This is a genomic window from Brachybacterium sp. AOP24-D1-21, assembly GCF_052378665.1.
Classification (GTDB): domain Bacteria; phylum Actinomycetota; class Actinomycetes; order Actinomycetales; family Dermabacteraceae; genus Brachybacterium.
This window is the reverse complement of the sequence record NZ_JBQSXX010000002.1, coordinates 928083-947024: the sequence shown is the minus strand read 5'-3', so window position 1 is coordinate 947024 and position 18942 is coordinate 928083. Positions and strand designations below refer to the sequence as shown.

Below are 18942 nucleotides of genomic sequence, written 5' to 3'. Positions count from 1 at the left end.
ATGCCCGAAGGGTCGTCGTACCGCATCGAGCCGCTGGACATCCGCACCTGGCCTGCCTTCGAGGCTCTGGTGCAGCGGCACAACGGCATCTTCGGCGGCTGCTGGTGCCTGTACTTCCATCCGGCCTGCGAAGGGCGCGGCGAGAGCTTCGAGGGCAATCGCCTGCTGAAGAAGGCTCACGTCGAGCAGGGGACAGCACACGCTGCGTTGGTCATGGACGGCGAGGAGGCGATCGCCTGGGCCGAGTACGGCACCCCGGAGGAGCTGCCGACGATCCATCATCGCAAGCAGTACGACGCCACCAGCACTGCGGCGCCGGACTTCCGGATCACCTGTGTCTTCGTCGACAAGCGGTATCGGCGCCACGGCCTGACCGAATTGGCGATCACCGGCGCGCTGGGGCACATCGCGGCAGCCGGCGGCGGAACGGTCGAGAGCTATCCTCACGACCTGACGCATCAGACGAAGAAGATGTCCTCGTCGTTCCTGTACAACGGCACCCGGCGCCTGTACGAGCGGCTCGGCTTCACTTACGACCGACCCAAGGGGCTGAAGAACTGCGTCATGGTCATGACCGTGGAGCCAGCGTGAGCTGGACTAGACACAGGACACAGAACACAGAACCGTCAGGGGAGCACTCTCTGCGCGTCGCTCCAGGCCCACTTTACATAACGTGCATTATCGGCGGCGCATGAAGGGCCTGGCCGGGCATGTGTCGGCCGTGTCGCCGCACCACTGACACTTCAGGCGCACTACCTACAAGGTGTCGCCCACGACGGCTTCGTCCAGGATCCCACTGAGGCCGTCAGGAACATCGACCCTCGGCACAATCGACGGCGTTGCACCGACAGTGACGAACCTGCGCCAAAGCTCGGGGATCCGGGCATCCGGGCCATCGAGACAGCATCTGAACACTGAACTCAGGAACACATCTTTCGCACGCTGTATCGCCCGCTTCGGGAGACCTTCTCCGTGCAGCCCTGATCTCCGCACGCTCCTGGCGACCTCTCCCCCGGCACTCTCTTGTAAAGTGCTTGCGACCTGCAGGTTTGCTGCATCGTCGCAGGTCACGGCACAGCTCTGCTCGACGGGATTCTTTTCGCGCGTCGATCGGATGCCGCAGGCCGACCCGCATGGGCGTCACGGACTTTTCCTGCAGGTTCCTCGAGGGTCTTGTGCTGCGCGGCGCGCAGCACCAGTTCACAGAGAGAAGACCGACCAGCAGATCGCGTCACGACTCCCCTGGTCCTCGAGCACGAGCTCCCGGACCGCTGCCGGCAGGCGGGCGCGCTGCCAGTCCCGCTCGCCGCACAGTGCGTCGTCGCCGGAGGCGCTGCGCACCGCCTTGAGCGCATAGGCGGCAGCACCCAGGTCATGCTCGGCGACGTGGCCCACGCAGGCGGCCTGCCCGGCGGCATAGGCGGCGAAACGGGCGGCACCGGGCAGCGGCCGGGCGGCGCCCATCGCGTGCCCGCCCAGCGTCCGGGCCTGCATCATCGACATCTCGCCGTCGGCCCAGGCGCGCGCCGCGACGATCGCGTCGCGGGGACGCGCGTCCCCCGGCTGGACGGTCTCGAACAGCGCGAGCACGTGCTCGGCGCATTCGGCCGCCCAGCGAGCCAGCAGCTGATGGTGCTCGTCACGCAGGGTCCCTCCGCGACGGATCGTCACCATCCGCGGATCACGCACCTCGGGCAGGATCATCACTGGCTCATCTCGCGGCCGATCCGCTCAGGCCGCGACGGTGTGGGGGTTCGCGGTGCCGCTCCCCCGACCCGCCAGAACGAAGAACGTCGCCGAGATCAGGCAGCCCACCACCATGGTGATCGCCATCGGCAGCGAGGAGTGCGTACCGGCGATGCCCACGAGCGGCGCGGCGATCGAGGCGGAGAAGGAGAAGCCCAGGCCCAGCATCGCCGACCCGGTGCCGGCGAACTCGCGGGCCTGGTCCGAGGCGAGCGCGCCTCCGTTGCCGAAGATCATGCCCTGCGGCGCGACGGTGAAGAAGAAGGCCGGGAGCACGATCCACGCCGGGGTGTCCAGGAACAGGCTGCCGATCAGCAGCGCGAAGCTCGCGAGCGACACCACGATCAGACCCACGCGGATCAGGGCCCGGGGGTGAATGGTGCGGGTCAGGCGCGCCGAGAGGAGCGAGAGCACCATCATGCCCACGGAGTTGATCGCGAAGCTCACCGAGTACTCACTGGAGGAGAAGCCGAGCATCTCCTGGACCACGAAGGACGAGGCGGAGACGTAGGCCATCAGCGCGAATGCGGAGAAGGCGTTGACCAGCAGGTACGCGACGAATATCCGTCGGCGCAGCAGCGTGCGCACGTTCCGCAGGAAGGTGCGGAAGCCGCCCGAGTGCCGTCGGGATACCGGCAGCGACTCGGGGATCAGGAAGAGCACGCCGAGCAGCGAGACCAGGGACATCGCGGCGATCACGACGAACACCTCCCGCCACTGGCCGACCAGCAGGATGAGCCCGCCGAGCAGCGGGGCGACGATCGGTGCGACGCCGCCCACGCCCTGCATGATGTTCATGATCCGGAAGAGCTCCGGGCCGTCGGTCATGTCGATCAGCACCGCGCGGCCCAGCACCATGCCGAAGCCGCCGCCGATGCCCTGCAGCACGCGCATCACCAGGAGCATCTCCACGTCCCCGGCGAGGGCGCAGCCGATCGAGGCCACGAGGCACAGCACGATGCCGATCAGCAGCGGGATGCGGCGGCCCATGCGGTCCGAGAGCGGGCCTGCGACGATCTGTCCGCTCGCGGTGCCGAGGAAGAACGCCGTGATAGTCAGCTGCATCATCGAGGCGGTGCTGCCGAGCTCCTCGGCCACCTCCGGGAAGGCCGGGATGTACATGTCGGTGGCGAGCGGGCCGATCGCGCTGAGCGTGGTGAGCACGAGGATCACCATCGCGGTGACCTTGCTGCGGGTGCGGCTGAGCTGCTCTTCGTCGGGGAGGCGGGCCATCTCGTGGTCCGCCGGGTCCTCGAGCACGGGGATCGCACCGGTGATGGTGGGGATCGCACCGGTGATCGTGGGGATGGACCCAGTGGTGGTGGGGATGGATCCGGTCGCGGTGGGGATGGATCCGGTCGTGGTGGGGATCGAGCCTGTGGAGGTCGGGGGCTCTTCGCGAGCGTCCTCGCGGGATGTGTCGTCGGCGGCGGGTGCCACGGAGGTCCTTTCACGGAGTGCAGACGTCGGGCCAGGAGGATCTCGGCGATCCTGCCTGGCCCGATCAGCAATCCTATAGGCGCGTCCGCGGCCCCGTACAGGTCCTCGGCACGCGCGCGCCGTCACACGGCGGGCTTCTCCCGCGCGGCCAGCCCCGCCTGGTAGCTGGGGTCAGTGCGCTTCATCCAGCGGATCACTGCGGAGGTCACCGGGATCATCGCGTACTGCACTGCGACCTTGTACACGAACCCCAGGATCGTGTACTCAGCCCACTGCTCGATGCTGGTGATGCCGATCGCGACCGAGGCGATCGAGCAGAAGATGATCGTGTCCACCAGCTCGCCGAGGCCGCTCGAGGTGAACAGCCGGGCGATCAGGCCCCTCTCCCCCATGCGCCGCTTCATACGGGTCACCACGAAGGAGTTCAGGCTCTGCCCGGCGAGGAAGCCTGCGAGCCCGGCGAGCACCACGATCCAGACCGGCCCCAGAGCCAGTTCGAGAGCTTCCTGCTTGGCCAGCCCGTAGGCATCGGGGAACGGGGGCAGCGCGATGATCACCTGGTAGCTGATCGAGGCCAGGATGCTCACGGCGAAGGAGGTGATGATCGCGCGGCGCGCGCTGCGGGCGCCGTACAGCTCGGTGATGATGTCGCCGAGCACATAGGCCAGGGGGAAGAGGAAGAAGCCACCATCGGTGATGATCTCGAAGCCGGTGCCGGGGATGGTTCCGAAGCTGACGCCCTTGGCAGCGCCGATCCCTGAGAGCACGACCACGGTGACCATGGCGGCGAGGAGTATGTCGAAGTGAGAGCTGCCCCGGTCGGCGTAGACGGCGCCGGCCGGGCGTCCAGAGTGCTGGGCGGAGGGGGTGGGGGGTGTTTCAGTGTTCACCGGGGCAGGGTACACAGTGGGCCGGACCGACACCACGCGGGCCGGGCCAAGACCACGCGGTCAGGGCTCGGCCCGGCCGGTGCGATGGAGTCCGGTGGAGGCTCAGATGCCGTCGGCGCCGTAGTCGTACTCGCCGACGAAGCGCGCGAACTGCTCTTCGCTGCCGTGCCAGAGGTTCGAGTCGCCGGCGAAGGGGCCGGAGTCCGAGTACTGCCACATCTCCCAGCCCCACCAGCGGCCCGGCAGCGTGCTGGGGCGGGAGGAGGAGTAGGAGGCGAGGAAGAGCGGGGAATTCTTCGGGGTCCACTCCCCCACCACGTCGTTCCACCAGTGGAGGTTCGTGTACAGCACCGGTCGGCGACCGGTCTGCTCACGGTAGTGATCGGAGAAGCCCACGATCCAGTCGCGCATCTCCTGCCGGGAGAGACCGTAGTCGCGCGGCAAGCCGCTGTACCCCTCGAAGTCGACCATGCCGGGCAGGGTGACGCCGTCTTCGCTCCAGCCGCCGCCGTTGTTGAGGAAGAAATCCGCCTGCTCCTCGGGGCCTCCGGAGTCGGGGCGCGCGAAGTGGTAGCCGCCGCGCACGAGGCCCGCGTTCCCGGCACCGGTGTACTGGTGATTGAAGGCAGGGCTGCGGTAGCTGCGGCCCTCGGTTGCCTTCACGTAGGCGAAGCGGGAGCCGAGCTCGGCCTGGGCGGCCCAGTCGACCTCCCCCTGCCAGCCGGAGACGTCCTGGCCGTAGATGCCGGCGGCATTCGCCGCTGGGGCTGCCAGCGCGGCCGTGCCGGCGCCGAGGGCCGCGGCGCCGAGGACCCCTCCGCGCAGGACGGACCGGCGCGAGGCACCGACGGGATCGGCGGGAACGGGAGGAGGGGTGAGATGGCGTGGTCGATAGGACGACATGGCGTCTCCTGGGGAAGCGGGGAAGCTGGGGAAGCAGGAACAGTCAGTGCGACGACCGTCACACCGCCGCCACCGTACGCGGAACCGCTCCCCCATGGGGTCCGCAGCTGCAGAACTCGGCGTGTCGCGACGAATCGGGCAGACCGCGCCGAAGCGGGCCCACAGCCGTGTCCCGGCGCTCAGCCCTCTCGGGGCACTCAGTCCGCGCGCGGCGCTATGAAGGCCTGCAGCGTGCCCAGGATGGTGGTCGCGGCGAGCTCGGTGACGTCGCGCTGCTCCATGTGCTCGCGCAGCATGAGGTCGATGAAGATGCCGATCAGCAGTTGCGCGAGATCCTCCGGCGCCAGCAGTGCGCGTGCCCCGGTTGCCTCGAGCCGCATCGAGAGCATGGCGCCGATCTCGTTCCGCAGCCGTTCACGCTGCACGGCGAGCTCCACCCGCATCTGCTCGTCCCGCAGCGAGTGCGCGATCGCATCGGAGTAGAGCAGGTACCACTGGCGGCCGAAGGGTCGGATCCCCTCGAACACCGCGAGCATCACGTCGGCATCGTCAAGGTCGGGAAGGCGCTGGGAGTTCTGTGCCGACGCCTGGGTCACCGCGTCCTCGACGGAGCTGTTCGCGATGCCGATGAGCTCCGCGGTCACCTCGTCGAACAGCGCGGTGAAGACCTCCTCCTTGGTGGAGAAGTTCGAGTAGAAGGCTCCGCGGGTGAACCCGGCCGCCTTGGCGAGGTCGTCGACCGTCGCGCCGTCGACGCCCTTCTCGACGAAGACCTCGAGCGAGGCCCGCACGAGCTTCGCGCGCGTGTTCTCCCGGCGCCGGGTGCCGGCGGATTCGGGCAGCGGCTCGAACAGATCGCTCATGGCTCCTCATGGGGATGCGGTGGGACAGGTTGCGGCAGGGCAGGGCGGGTGGGATGACTCTCACCCCGGTGATGCTCAGGGGACGTTGATGTCCGTGAGGACCAGCCGATACTATCGCACCGATACGTTCGTGTATCGAATGCGTGGGCGTCTCCAGTGGGGCGGTCCGACGTCTCCCCCTGCTCGTGCCCGTCCTGGAGGTCGCGTGTCCTCGTCCCTGTACCGCCTCGGTCGTCTGATGGCCTCCCTGCGCTGGAAGATCGTCGGCGCCTGGGCCGCGCTGCTGCTCATCGTGGGCGGCCTCGCCGTCGGCCTCGGCGGCACCTTCGCCACCGACATCCAGATCCCCGGCACCGAGGGACAGCGCGGCATCGATGCCCTCGCCCAGCGCTTCCCGGAGCTGGGCGGCACCGCCGGCCAGGTGGTGCTGGTGGCCCCCGACGGCACCACGGTCGATGAGCATCAGGACCAGATCGAGACGCTCATGGAGGAGATCGCCGCCGTCGACGGCGTCGCCGCCGCCCCCTCCCCCTTCGACGAGCTCTCTCCCGGCACCCGCACCGAGGACGACACCGCGATCATCGCCCAGTTCCAGATGGAGCCCTATGACGGCGAGTACCCCGCGGAGTCCATCGCCGAGATCACGCAGCTGATCGAGGAGGCGGAGACCCCGTCGCTCGAGACCCACGTCGGAGGCCAGGTGCTCCAGAGCGCCGAGATCCCCTTCGGCGCCGGAGAGGTGATCGGCGTCATCGTCGCGCTGCTGATCCTCGCTATCGTGTTCCGCTCGCTGGTCCCCGCGGTCATCCCGATTATCACCGCGATCGTCGGCGTCGGCGTCTCGATGCTCGCCCTGGTCGCACTCTCCGCCGGGGTCGAGATCCCCTCGGTGACCACCGCGCTCGGCGCGATGCTCGGCCTCGCCGTCGGCATCGACTATGCCCTGTTCATCCTCTCGCGCCACCGCGACCAGCTCAGCCAGGGCGATGACGTCCACGAATCGATCGGCAAGGCCCTGGCCACCTCCGGCAGCGCCGTGATCTTCGCCGGCCTGACCGTGATCGTCGCGCTGGTGGGCCTGTTCATCACCGGCATCCCCTTCCTCACCGTGATGGGCGTCGCCGCAGCGGCGACCGTTGCCCTGTCCGTGGTCGTCGCCCTGACCATGCTCCCGGCGATGATGGGGATCCTCGGTGAACGTCTGCGCCCGCGCAGGATCCGCCGGGCCATGGCAGAACACGGCGGGACGCTGCCGGCCCCGGAGCCGGACGCGCGACCCCGTCGGAGCTTCGGCCGCACCTGGGCGCGCCTGGTGACCAAGGTGCCCGCGCTCACGATCCTGCTGGTGATCATCGGCGTCGGCGCCCTCGCGATCCCGATCAAGGACCTCGAGCTGGCACTGCCCGATCTCGGCACCGAGCCGCAGGGCACCTCCGCCCGCGACACCTATGACCTGGTCGCCGAGGAGTTCGGCCCCGGCTACAACGGTCCCCTGCTGGTCACCGCCGACATCATCAACACCACTGATCCACTCGGCGTGGTCGACGAGCTGGAGAGCGACATCGCCTCCCTCGACAACGTCAAGGAGATCCAGATGGCGACCCCCAACCGGGGTGCCGACATGGCGGTGGTGGTCGTGGTCCCCGACGGCGGGCCCACCGACCAGTCCACCAAGGACCTGGTCGCCGAGCTGCGCGGCAGCGCCGACGGCTGGGAGGACGAGCTGGCGATCTCCGAGGTGACGGTCACCGGTGCGACCGCCGTCGGCATCGACGTCACCGACAAGCTCTCCAGTGCTCTGCTGCCCTTCGCACTGTTCGTGGTGGGCCTCTCGCTGATCCTGCTCGCCCTCGTGTTCCGCTCCATCTGGGTGCCCATCAAGGCTTCCGTGGGCTATCTGTTCTCGGTCGCCGCGGCCTTCGGCGTGACCTCGATGGTGTTCGAGTACGGCTGGTTCAACGGACCGCTGTTCGTGCACGTCAACGGCCCCGTCGTCTCCTTCATGCCGATCATGGTGATGGGCGTGCTGTTCGGCCTGGCCATGGACTACGAAGTCTTCCTGGTCTCCCGCATGCGCGAGGAGTTCGTGCACACCGGCGATGCCCGCGGCGCGATCGAACGCGGCTTCACCGCCAACGCCCCGGTGGTCACTGCCGCGGCACTGATCATGGTCGCGGTGTTCGCCGGCTTCGTCACCTCCGGCTGGTTCATGCTGCAGCCGATCGCCGTGGCGCTCGCGGTGGGGGTGCTGGTCGATGCCTTCGTGGTGCGGATGACCTTCGTCCCCGCAGTGCTCGCGCTGCTGGGACGGCATGCCTGGTGGCTGCCGGGATGGCTGTCCCGCGCGCTGCCCACGGTCGATGTCGAGGGCGAGGGGCTGGCCGCGGTGCTCGAGCACCGCCGCTGGACCGAGGAGCACGGCGAGCACGCGCTGCGTCTGGACCAGGTCGTCGCGCCTCTGCTCGGTGCCTCCGGCACCGTGGGTCCGCTCACCGGCTCCATCGCCCCGGGCACCCTGCTGGTGGTGCGCGCGCCCGACGACGCCGCCCGCGCGACCTTCCTCGCGCTCGCCGCGGGTCGCCACACCCCGACCTCCGGCATCCTCGCCGTCCACGACCGTCTGGCCCCTGACGACCTCGGGGCGATCCAGGGACGTGCTCACTGGATCGGCGCCGGCGCACCTGTCGCGCACCGGCTGGTTGAGATCGACGGCCACGGCATCGGCCGGGCGGTGATCGTCATCGAGCAGATCGAGGACCTCGCCCACGCCGCCGCCGTCAGCGACGACACCCTCATCGAACGCCTCGACGCACTGCTGGAGAAGGGCGCCACGGTGGTCGTCGGCTCCCGCACCGACCGTCCCGTCGACGCCGAACGCCACCTGTTGGGGAGCCTGCGGGATCCGCGCCGCTTGCTCGCCCTGTCCGTCCAACGCTCCACCGCATCGTCTCCAGACACCGCGTCCTCCCTCGAAGGAGCCCTCGCATGAACCGCCTCACGCATCCCCGCACCCTGATCGTCGTCCTGGTGCTGCCGCTGCTGGTGGCCGCACTGGGCATGTGGGCGCTCAGCGGGCGTGTGGACCGCCTGGACACGGTGCCCGCCGCAGTCGTGAACCTCGATGCGGGCGCTGAGATCGAGAACGCCGACGGCGAGGTCCAGACCGTCCCCTTCGGCCGACTGCTGGCCGGGTCCCTGACCCAGCCCGGCACCGTCGAGGGGCAGGACACCCCCGACACCACCGGCTTCGACTGGCAGCTGACCAGCCAGGACGATGCCGCGCAGGGCCTCCAGGACGGCACCTACTCCGCCGTGGTGGTGATCCCGGAGAACTTCTCCCAGGATCTGGCCACGATCGGCACCCCCGAGGCCACCCAGGCGATCCTCGAGGTCACCACCAACGACGCCAGCGGCCAGATCAACGCCCTGGTGGGCACTGCGGTCGCCGAGGCGTCCGCCTCCACCATGGGTGGGCAGATGGCACAGCAGTACCTCGACGGCCTCTACCTCGGCTTCAACGACCTCGGCGAGGGCTTCCGCGATGCCGCCGACGGTGCGCAGGACCTCTCCGAGGGCACCAGCGATCTGGACAGCGGCACCCAGGAGCTCGCCGAGGGCACCCGCACCCTGGCCGACGGGACCGAGAAGGCGGCCGAGGGCGCGCACGAGTTCTCCGGCGGGGTGTGGACCTTCGCCGACGGCACCTGGCAGGCGGCCGACGGGACCCGCACGCTCGCCGATGGACTCGACGAGCTGGCCACCGGCAGTGAGGATCTCGCCGACGGCGTCCTCGGACTGCAGGACGGCATGAACGGCACCGACGGCCAGCCGGGCCTGCTCGATGGCGCCTCGCTGCTCGCCGCCGGCGTGGAGGGCGACGGCACCGCGGAGAACCCGGGTCTCGAGGCCGGCGCGGACCAGCTCGCCACCGGCATCGAGCAGTTCGCGGACGGCGTCTCCCAGGCCGGAACCGCGGTCACGGGCGACGGCACCGCGGAGAACCCCGGCCTGGTCCCCACCGCGCAGGGCGTCGCAGAGGGCACCGCGGAGCTCGGCCAGGGCGCGCAGCAGGCCGCCGACGGGCTCGCCGGCACGCCCGAGCAGCCGGGCCTCGCACAGGGGGCGCAGGGCGTGGTGCAGTACGCCGACGGGATCGACGCCGCCGTGAACGGCGACGGCACCGAGCAGAACCCGGGGATGGCCGCCGACGCCGCGGCGCTTCAAGAGACTCTCTGCGCGCAGGACTCCGAGAGCATGGAGTGCCTCCAGGCCTCGCGGCTCGCGGCGTCCGCAGACGGCGCGTCAGCCGCTGTGAACGGCGACGGCACCGCCGAGAACCCCGGCCTGACCGCCACCGCGCAGAGCGTGGGCGACGGCGCGAGCACCGCTGCGGGCGGCGTCCAGCAGATCGCCGACGGCATCAACGGCACCGACGAGCAGCCGGGCCTGGTCCAGGGCACCGAGGGCGTGGTGACCTACGCCCAGGGCATCGCGTCCGCCGTCGACGGGGACGGCACCGCCGAGAACCCCGGGCTCACCGCGGCCGCGCAGCAGCTCGCCGCCGGCGCCCGCACCAGCGCCGACGGCGCCGGAGAACTGGTGAACGGGGTGAGCGGCCTGCATGACGGGCTGGTGCGGTATGCCGACGGCGTCGACCAGCTCGCGGAGGGCGCCTCGCAGCTCGCCACTGGCACCCGGACCAGCGCTGATGGCGCCGGAACCCTCGCCGATGGCACCGATCAGCTGGCCGAGGGGGCGACCGAGCTCGGCACCGGCGCGCAGCAGCTGGCGCAGGGCAATCAGCAGCTGGCCGATGGCTCCGGGGAGCTCGCGGAGGGCACTGAGGAGCTGGCCGAGGGCACCACCGGGCTCGCGGAGGGCACCGAGGAGCTGGCCGGCGGTCTGCGCGAGGGCGCGGACTCCGTGCCCTCGTACACCGAGGCCGAGCGCACCCGGATGGGTGAGATGGCCGCCGCTCCCGTCGGCACCGAGGTGGAGCGGCAGAACGAGGCGAACGGGGCGGATACCGCCACCTTCCCCTTCGTCACCGCGCTCGCGCTGTGGCTGGGCGCCTTCGGCACCTTCCTGCTGCTGCCGGCGCTGCGGCGCAGCCTGCTGGACCGGGCGCTGCCGATGTGGCAGGTGGTGCTGCGCTCGCTGGCACCGGCGCTGCTGATCGCGGTGGTGCAGACCGTCGCGGTGCTGTCGGTGCTCACCGCCATCGGCATCTCGCCGCTGTCCCCGCTGTCGGTGGGACTGGTGGCCTTCGCCGGGGCGGTCATGTTCGCCGCGCTGCACCAGATGCTGCTGACGCTGCTGGGCGATCGCATCGGCCGGATCTCTTCGATCGTGCTGATGGTGCTGCAGGTGGTGACGCTGGTGGGGATCGTGCCGGTGCAGACTGCTCCGGAGCTGCTGCAGTCGATCGGCTCGCTGATGCCGCTGTCGATCGTCACCCAGGGCCTGGTCCATGCGGCGCTCGGCGGGTCGCTGGTCAGCACCTCGAGCACCCTGCTGGCAATCGTTGCGTGGGCGGCGGTCTCGCTGCTGCTGACCCTGGTGGCCTCGCGCAGGGCCCGCTTCGCGCGGCGTTCCGTGCGGGTGGGCGCGGGGGCGGTCCCGGCGGCAGCCTGAGTCATTGGAAGTCCCTGGACCTGCCCGCTGCGACCAGGTCCAGGGCGGTGACGTCGTCGGCGACGAGGTTCACCGCGCCGGTGCGGTTCTCCACGATGCCGCGCAGCACGATCGACCGGGCGGTGCGCAGCAGGGCCCGGTGCCGTACCCAGAACCCCTGGGAGCAGACCACGTTGAGGATCCCGGTCTCGTCCTCGAGGCTGAGGAAGGTGACGTTCCCGGCGGTCGCGGGGCGCTGGCGGTGGGTGATCACCCCGGCGACCCGGATCCGGGTCGAGTCCTCCGCCTCGCGGGTGCCGGCGATCGAGAGCACCCCGTCCCTCGTGAGCTGCTTCCGCAGCAGCGCCATCGGTTGGTCATCCAGGGTGATACCGGTGGCCCAGGCGTCGGCGGTGGCGAGCTCCGCCTCGCTCATCCCCGGCAGCATCGGCGCCTGGGCACCGATCGCGAGATGCGGCAGGGTGCCCGGGGATTCCTGCGCGGCGGCGCCCGCGGCCCACAGAGCCTGCCGACGCGAGCTCGCCAGCGCATCGAGCGCCCCGGCCGTGGCCAGTGCCTCGAGCTGCCGAGCGGTCAGCCGCACCCGGCGGGCCAGATCCGGGACCGAGACGAAGGCCCCGCCGCGTTCCCGCTCCCCCGTGATCATCTCCGCGGTCTCGGTGCTGATGCCGCGCACCTGATCCAGGCCCAGCCGGATCGCCGGACCGGCCGCTGCGCTCTCTCCCTGGACCTGCTCCCGCGGCGGATCCACCCGGTAGCCGTGATGCTCCTCGTCGGTCTCCAGATCCGTGCGGGCGCGGCTTCGCAGCACATCGGGCCCGCGGGTGAGCACGCCATGCCGGCGGGCGTCCGCGACCAGCGACTGCGGGGAATAGAAGCCCATCGGCTGGGAGCGCAGCAGCGCCGCGGTGAACGCGGCCGGGTAGTGGCACTTCAGGTACGAGCTCGCGTAGACGAGGTACGCGAAGGAATACGCGTGCGACTCGGGGAAGCCGTAGTTGGCGAAAGCCAGCAGCTTGCGGTGGACCGCGTCGGCGTCCTCCCCCACGATCCCGTGCTTGGCCATCCCCTCGAACAGCGCGTCGGAGAGCTCGAGCATCCTCTGGGTGGAGCGCTTGGAGCCCATCGCGCGGCGCAGCTGATCGGCCTGGGCGGGGGTGAAGTCCGCGACGTCGACCACCATCTGCATCAGCTGCTCCTGGAACAGCGGGATCCCGAGCGTGCGGCCCAGGGACTTCTCCAGCCGCGGGTGGAGGAAGGTGACCTCCTCCTCCTTGTTCCGGCGCCGGATGTAGGGGTGCACGCTTCCGCCCTGGATGGGGCCGGGCCGGATCAGCGCCACCTCCACCACCAGGTCGTAGAACTCCCGGGGCCGCAGCCGCGGGAGGGTGGAGATCTGGGCACGGGACTCCACCTGGAACACGCCCACGCTGTCCCCCTCGCACAGCATGTCGTAGACCGCCTCGTCCTCCTGCGGCAGGGTGCGCAGCTCGAAGTGCTGGCCGTGGTGCTCGGCGATGATCCGCAGCGCATGATCCAGCGCGGTGAGCATCCCCAGCCCCAGCAGGTCGAACTTCACCAGGCCCGCGTCGGCGCAGTCCTCCTTGTCCCACTGCAGCACGGAGCGGTTCTCCATCGCGGCCCACTGCACCGGGCACACCTCGATCACCGGCCGGTCGCACAGCACCATCCCGCCGGAGTGGATGCCGAGGTGGCGGGGGGCGTCACGCAGCTGGTGGGCGAGCTCGACCACGTCGGCGGGGACGTCCGCATCGGCGAGGGAGGAGAAGGAGCGCTCGATCCGCTTGGCGAAGGCGTCCTGCGCGCCGGGGTCGTAGCCGAGCGCCCGAGCCGCGTCGCGCACCGCGAGCCGGGCCCGGTAGGTGATGACGTTGGCGACCTGGGCGGCGTTCTCCCGCCCGTAACGGTCATAGACGTGCTGGATCACCTCCTCGCGGCGGTCGGAGGCGATGTCGATGTCGATGTCCGGCGGGCCGTCCCGCTCGGGGGCCAGGAACCGTTCGAACAGCAGGTGGTGGCCGACGGGCTCGACCGCGGTGATCCCCAGCGCGTAGCAGACGGCACTGTTGGCGGCCGAGCCCCGGCCCTGGGCGAGGATCCCCTCCCCGGCGCAGAAGTCGACGAGCTCGTGGACGATGAGGAAGTAGCCGGGGAAGTGCAGGTCGATGATGACCTTCAGCTCGTGGTCGATCTGCGCCCACGCCCCCGGGATCTGCTCGGGACGCTCTGCCGTCGGGCGCGGTCCGTAGCGCTCCTGGCCCTCGATCTCCACCAGCTCCACCAGCCAGCTGGCCTCGTCGTGCCCGGAGGGCACCGGGAATGGCGGCAGATCCGGGGCCAGCAGCCGCAGGTCGAAAGCGCAGTCCCGTCCCAGCCGTGCCGCCTGCGCGATCGCACTGGGATAGCGGGGCAGCAGCTGGGCCATCTCCTCGCCGCTGCGCAGGTGCGCGGGACGGGAGGAGAGGTGGGGATCAGCCTGGGCGAGCGGCACTCCGGCGCGCAGGGCGGCGTGGGTGTCCGCCAGGCGCTTGTCGGCCGGGCGGGCGTAGTGGGCGTTGGTGCTCGCCACCAGCGGCAGGGAGACCGCATCGAGCCCGTGGCTCTCGCGCACCAGGCGGGCGCCCTGGGCGAGCGCGTCGTGGAGTTCATCCGCCTCTCCCCCACCGCCGGCGATCAGCTCGACGGCGACGTTGCCGGGGCCGAACAGCTCCAGCAGTCGCGTGATGGCCTCCGCGGCCGCGTGGGCGGCCGCCTCGAGGTCCCCGACCTCCAGGTGCGGGGCCGCGGCCCGGGTCACCGAGCCTTTGCGACAGCCGGTGAGGATCTGCCAGTGCCCCTCGTGGGCGAGGCGGGAGAGCTCGGCGAGCCGGTAGCGGGGGGCGGCCTTCTGCCTGCTGTCGAGGTGAGCGCGGGCGATCGCGGCCGAGAGCTGGCGGTAGCCGTCCGTGTCGCGCACCAGCACCAGCAGGTGCTCCCCCTCCGGGTCCGGCACGCCGGTCCGGGGAGCGGAGATGATCGGGGTGGTGCTCGCCGCGTCCGCCCCGGGTTCGAGGCCCAGGGTCAGCTCGGCCCCGAAGACGGTGGCGATCCCCGCCTCCGCCGCAGCCTTCGCGAAGCGCACCGCGCCGGGCAGCCCGTCGTGGTCGACCAGGGTGATCGCCCCCAGCCCCAGCCGGGCGGCCTGTGCGGCCATGTCCTCGGGGCTCGAGGCGCCGTCGAGGAAGCTGAAGTGGGAGTGGGCGTGCAGCTCCGCGTAGTCGACGGTGCGCTCAGGCCGGTAGGCGTCATCGGTGACCTGCCCGGTGTGCTCGATGACGACCGGCGGGGAGACCACCTCGGCGGGACGGTCCGAGAGGATCGCCTCGAGGTCCTTCCACGCGGGTGGGCCGAGGAACCAGCGGGCCATGCTCAGATCCCCCGTGCTGCCGCGCCGGCGTAGAGCGCGCGTGCCGCCCTGCTCGCCGTCTCTGCATCGGCGCCGCCGACGCTGCGCGCCTCATACCTCTGCTGGTTGCGCGCCCGGCGCATCTGGTCGAAGCGTCGGGCGCCCGACTGCCCCGGTGGCGTGGTCAGCACTGCTTTCAGGAAGCGACCGAGTGCTTCATGCTGCCCCGGGCCGTTGGTCGTCCGGTATCCGTAGGCGGCCAGGAGCGATTCTCCGACGTCATGCGCGGCGTCATAGGCGAGGTTGTAGCGGCTCTCGGCCCAGGTGAGGTTGTCGAGGTCATCGAGACGCCGGCGCGCTTTCTCCAGGAACAGCTCTGCACGTCTCAGGTCGACAGGCACCTGTTCTAGGCGATGTGCGGTGACGAGCGCGTTGATGACCTGGCTCTGCGCGGTCTCAAGTGGGGTCAGGGCCATGGCAGCTCTCCGAGGACGGGGACGGTGGGACTGTTCCGCACCTGGGTGTGGAACCCCGAGTCACGGTCGAACTCGGCGCGGGTGGCGATCGTGGGATTCACCGGACGGCGCACGATCTCCTCGACCCGTCCGCAGGCGTCATACACCTCATCGGGGTCGGGGGTCCCGATGACCAGGACATCGATGTCGTTCGGGGCAGGTCCGTCGACTCCTCGCATCCGGGCGGCGAAGGAGCCGTGCAGGAACGCGCTCTCGACTCCCTGGATCCGGGAGAATTCCTCCTTGAGCAGCACGACGGGTCCGGTGGTGATGAGCAGGATCTCGCGGAGCGGAGTGAAGAGCGGACTGTCCGGATCGGCGCGGAGCAGACGTGTGCGCCCCACCTGCCGTTCGGCCAGGATCCCGGCCTGGAGCAGGCGGGCGGCTTCCCGGTGCACGGTGGGATATGCCAACCCCGTCTGCTCGGCGAGCTGGGTGAGATTGCGTTCCTCATCGTCGAGCATGAGCGCGGACAGCAGTCGGGCCTGGCCGTCCGACCGGAAGATCGGTGCAAGCAGAGGCGCTTCAGTTCTCATATAACGGAGGATATCCTCCATTATTGTGAGTCTCAAGGGGTTGATCACTGCTTCAGTCATAGAGTCCCTCCAGTGCCCAGTCGCCGGTCCGCGACAACGCGAGCACCGCGGTCTCCTCGGCGCTCGCGCCCCGCACGACCAGCTGCAGGCGGGCGGCGCGATGGCCGTCCCGGGCCCACCAGCGCTCATCGATCACCGTCGGGGCACCGTGGCCGAGCACCGGATAGCCGGAGCCGGCGCGCAGTCCCGCCCGTTGCAGGGCCGGAGCGCCGGGCGCGCTGACCAGCAGCTGAGCGGGCGGGGCGCTCAGCAGGCCGCGGGCGGTGACCACGACGGGCCGGCCGGAGGCGTCCTCGAGCCGCACCGCGGGCGGCTCGCGGAACACGGTGGCGGGTACCGGGCGCGGCAGGGAGCCGGGCCAGGGGCCGTCGCGGTGAGTGGGCTTCTCGCTGCGCCAGGGCACGAGCGTCACCTCCTCGGCGAGCAACCGCCCGCCTGTGAGGGCGGGGACCTGCACCGCGTCCTCTCCTGCCAGGCCCTGGGCTCGGGCGAGGGCGCGGGAGGCGCGCTGGGCCGCTTCCCCGGCGCTGCCCCACAGGGCGGGGGCGTTCTCCCCGGCCGGGGCGAGCTGCAGCGGGTGCAGACCGATCCGGGTGATCGCGCCGGTCGCGGGGCCGCCCAGGCGGGCGCGGGTGATCCAGCCGTCGCACTGCCAGCGGATGCGGTCCACGACATCGGCGGCGGTGAGCGCCCCGTCGTGCCGCCAGGTGCGCTCCATCTCCTCGCCGCTCTCGGTGCGGGCCACGATCCGCAGCCGGGTGCACACCAGGCCGTTCGCGACCAGCATCTCGTGCAGCTGCTCGGCCAGCGGGCGGGCGATGAAGGCCGCCTGGTCGGTGCGCACCAGCGGGGTCTCCAGCGTGGTCTCGGCGAGGATCGGCTGGGTGGGATGGTGCGCCGCAGGCGGGGTGGGCTCCTCACCGCGGGACAGCAGGTGCAAGGTCGCAACGTCGGGGCCGAAGCGGTCGGCGACGGCGGCCGACGGGAGGGCGGCGAGGTCCCCGAGGGTGGTGATGCCGAGGCGCTGCAGCAGGTCGACGGTCTCGGCGAGATCCAGCCTGCGTTCCGGGCGGGTGGCCGAGGGCTGGCCGCGATGTCCCCAGCCGGGGCCGACGGGCGCGCTGCGCAGGGTCGCGATCGGGTGCGGGGCGAGGTAGTCGGCGCTGCGCCCCTCGCGCACGATCCGCCCGCGCGGGGAGGCGAGCAGCGCAGCGAAGGGACCGTCGGCGATCCCGACGGTGCAGTCCCAGCCGGTGAGCTCGGCGACGGCGTCGAGGATCTGCTCCGCCAGGGGTCCCTCGCCGCCCTGGTGGCGGGCGGGGCCGCGGGCCGACATCAGCAGCACCCCGGGACGCAGCACATCGACCCCGGCGGCGATCGTATCCACCGCGGCGGCGACCAGCTCGAACAAGGCGGATTCGTGCTCCCGGTCCGCCTCCAGCACGAGCGCCTCGGGACAGGCGGCGCGGGCGGCGCGTCGCTTCATCCCCGGCACCACCCCGGCCACCTGGGCGGCGGCCCCGGCATGGGTGACGCGGTGCTGGTCCAGCAGGATCACCGGAGCGACGGCGAGGTCGAGCACGGGCGGGGCCTCCCCCGCCGCAGCTTCTGCCTCGCTCTCGCTGCGGCGCTGGTGGCGGTCCAGCGCCGCCAGCAGCGGCCAGTCCGGGACGGTGACGGCGACGGTGCGGGTCGCGGTGGGCGCTGCGGGGGTGGCGATCGCGAGGGGGGTCTCCGGTGCGCTCATCAGCTGGCCCTCCGCACCGGGTGCAGCAGACGCACCGGCTCCGTGCTCGCGAGGCTCCGCGCAGAGCTCTGCGTGACCTCTCTGCCCTGCGGAGCGTCCGCGATCATCCCGCGCACCTGGGGCAGCAGAACATCGGTGGTGCGATGCCCGGCGATCCCTCGCCCGTCGGCGGTGATCTCGAGGCGGCGCCTGCGCAGCCGGCCCGAACCGGTCCCGAGCCCTGCCCAGCCCTGGGTGGTGGCGCGCAGGGTGAGGTCGGCGCGGCCGGGCGGGGTGGCGGCGAGGACCAGGGTGTCGGCGGTGCGGGCGCGGTTCAGCAGACTGCGCCAGAGCGCGGGGGCGAGGTCCAGGTCGGGGCCGAGCACGAGCACGCCCACGCCGTCGGCCAGGGCGGAGAGCACCTGGGGGCGCTGGTCCCCGCCCGCTGGGGCGAGCGCGAGGCGGCAGGGATCCAGGCCGGCATCCAGGGCGGAGCGCAGGCCCAGGTCGGGCATACCGGCGATCGCGCACCAGGAGTCCTCCCCCACCGCGGCGACCGCGAGGGAGAGCAGCAGCGAGGTGGTCGCGGCGCCCTGGATCGCCACGGAGCTGCCCGCGCGCAGGCTGCCGCGCGGGAACAGCGTGGCAAGCGGTCCCGGGACCGGCAGGCGCGTGCCGAGGCCGTCATCGGCGAGTTCCGCACGGGGTCCTGCGACAGAACCTGCGCCGGGCCCTGCGCCGGGCTGTGTGAGGGATGGTGCCGATGACTGCAGGGCGGTGCGGTCGATCCGGCCGCCCCAGCGTGCGGCGGAGCGCTCGGCAGCGCCCAGTGCGGCCCGAGCCCGGGACAGGCGCTGCTCACGTTCTTCCCGCTGGAGAGCTGTGCCCATCGTGTTTCCTCCTTCCGCCTCTCGCCGTCCCCCTCGCACATATGTTCGAACAGGGGTTCGAACTGTACGCCTCGGAGGGGTGGGGCTCAAGGTGCCCAGGCAGTGACTTCGAACGTACATACGAAGCCTCGGGGAGGGGTGTGACAGATGGCGACGGGGTGGCCCCGGGGTGCAGGAGGCGGGAGCTGAGGGCTGGGTCGATCCGTGTGGGGGCTGGTATACATGCCGGTCATGAGCATCAGAATCCGCCGAGCCGTCGCTGAGGATCTCGACGCAGTGCGCTTCCTCGGCTTCTCGACGTGGCCTCCCACCTATGGGGGCTCTTCGCGGTTC

At 71.1% G+C, this 18942-nt stretch carries 13 protein-coding genes; 3 read left to right on the top strand and 10 right to left on the bottom strand.

Annotated elements, in window-relative coordinates; translation table 11 throughout:
• Nucleotides 1–591, top strand: coding sequence for a GNAT family N-acetyltransferase (locus tag ACT3UF_RS19000; protein ID WP_441445581.1), 591 nt, complete (start codon nt 1–3; stop codon nt 589–591).
• A gap of 609 nt (nt 592–1200) precedes the next feature.
• Here ACT3UF_RS19000 and ACT3UF_RS18995 read toward each other — a convergent pair.
• From ACT3UF_RS18995 to ACT3UF_RS18975, 5 genes are all read right to left on the bottom strand, one after another.
• Nucleotides 1201–1704: a putative immunity protein gene (locus ACT3UF_RS18995; RefSeq protein WP_442332079.1), complete on the bottom strand. Its 504-nt coding sequence runs from the start codon at nt 1702–1704 to the stop codon at nt 1201–1203.
• A gap of 27 nt (nt 1705–1731) precedes the next feature.
• Nucleotides 1732–3186 (bottom strand): multidrug effflux MFS transporter, encoded by a 1455-nt coding sequence (locus tag ACT3UF_RS18990; RefSeq protein ID WP_442332080.1) that lies wholly within the window; start codon nt 3184–3186, stop codon nt 1732–1734.
• 122 nt (nt 3187–3308) lie between these two features.
• Nucleotides 3309–4076: a queuosine precursor transporter gene (locus ACT3UF_RS18985; protein ID WP_442332081.1), complete on the bottom strand. Its 768-nt coding sequence runs from the start codon at nt 4074–4076 to the stop codon at nt 3309–3311.
• Between the two features lie 102 nt (nt 4077–4178).
• A complete protein-coding gene (locus tag ACT3UF_RS18980) occupies nt 4179–4979 on the bottom strand; it encodes a GH25 family lysozyme (RefSeq protein WP_442332082.1) in 801 nt (266 codons plus the stop codon).
• A gap of 197 nt (nt 4980–5176) precedes the next feature.
• The gene (locus ACT3UF_RS18975) at nt 5177–5842 is read right to left on the bottom strand and encodes a TetR/AcrR family transcriptional regulator (protein WP_441445586.1); all 666 of its coding nucleotides are present in this window, start codon (nt 5840–5842) and stop codon (nt 5177–5179) included.
• A 205-nt stretch (nt 5843–6047) separates the two neighbouring features.
• On the opposite strand from ACT3UF_RS18975, the gene ACT3UF_RS18970 reads away from it, so the two are divergent.
• Both ACT3UF_RS18970 and ACT3UF_RS18965 read left to right on the top strand, forming a co-directional pair.
• Entirely contained in the window at nt 6048–8831 is a 2784-nt protein-coding gene (locus tag ACT3UF_RS18970; protein ID WP_442332083.1) for an MMPL family transporter, read from the top strand.
• Nucleotides 8828–11476 carry a YhgE/Pip family protein gene (locus tag ACT3UF_RS18965; protein WP_444608459.1) on the top strand — a complete coding sequence of 883 codons (2649 nt, stop codon included), beginning with the start codon at nt 8828–8830 and terminating at the stop codon, nt 11474–11476. The genes ACT3UF_RS18970 and ACT3UF_RS18965 overlap by 4 nt, the downstream gene beginning before the upstream one ends.
• A 1-nt stretch (nt 11477) precedes the next feature.
• Here the strand turns inward: ACT3UF_RS18965 and ACT3UF_RS18960 are convergent, their stop codons facing one another.
• Genes ACT3UF_RS18960 through ACT3UF_RS18940 form a run of 5 tightly spaced genes read right to left on the bottom strand, consistent with a single transcriptional unit; the run spans nt 11478 to nt 18609 of the window.
• Nucleotides 11478–14903: an error-prone DNA polymerase gene (locus ACT3UF_RS18960; protein WP_444608458.1), complete on the bottom strand. Its 3426-nt coding sequence runs from the start codon at nt 14901–14903 to the stop codon at nt 11478–11480.
• Between the two features lie 2 nt (nt 14904–14905).
• A complete protein-coding gene (locus tag ACT3UF_RS18955; protein WP_444592505.1) occupies nt 14906–15358 on the bottom strand; it encodes a hypothetical protein in 453 nt (150 codons plus the stop codon).
• On the bottom strand, nt 15349–15933 hold the full coding sequence (locus ACT3UF_RS18950; RefSeq protein WP_444592504.1) for an ArsR family transcriptional regulator: 585 nt from the start codon (nt 15931–15933) through the stop codon (nt 15349–15351). Before ACT3UF_RS18950 ends, ACT3UF_RS18955 begins: the two co-directional genes overlap by 10 nt.
• 52 nt (nt 15934–15985) lie before the next feature.
• Nucleotides 15986–17740, bottom strand: a complete 1755-nt coding sequence (locus ACT3UF_RS18945; protein WP_442332086.1) for a DNA polymerase Y family protein — start codon at nt 17738–17740, stop codon at nt 15986–15988.
• A complete protein-coding gene (locus ACT3UF_RS18940; RefSeq protein WP_444592503.1) occupies nt 17740–18609 on the bottom strand; it encodes a hypothetical protein in 870 nt (289 codons plus the stop codon). Before ACT3UF_RS18940 ends, ACT3UF_RS18945 begins: the two co-directional genes overlap by 1 nt.
• Nucleotides 18610–18942: the final 333 nt, after the last annotated feature.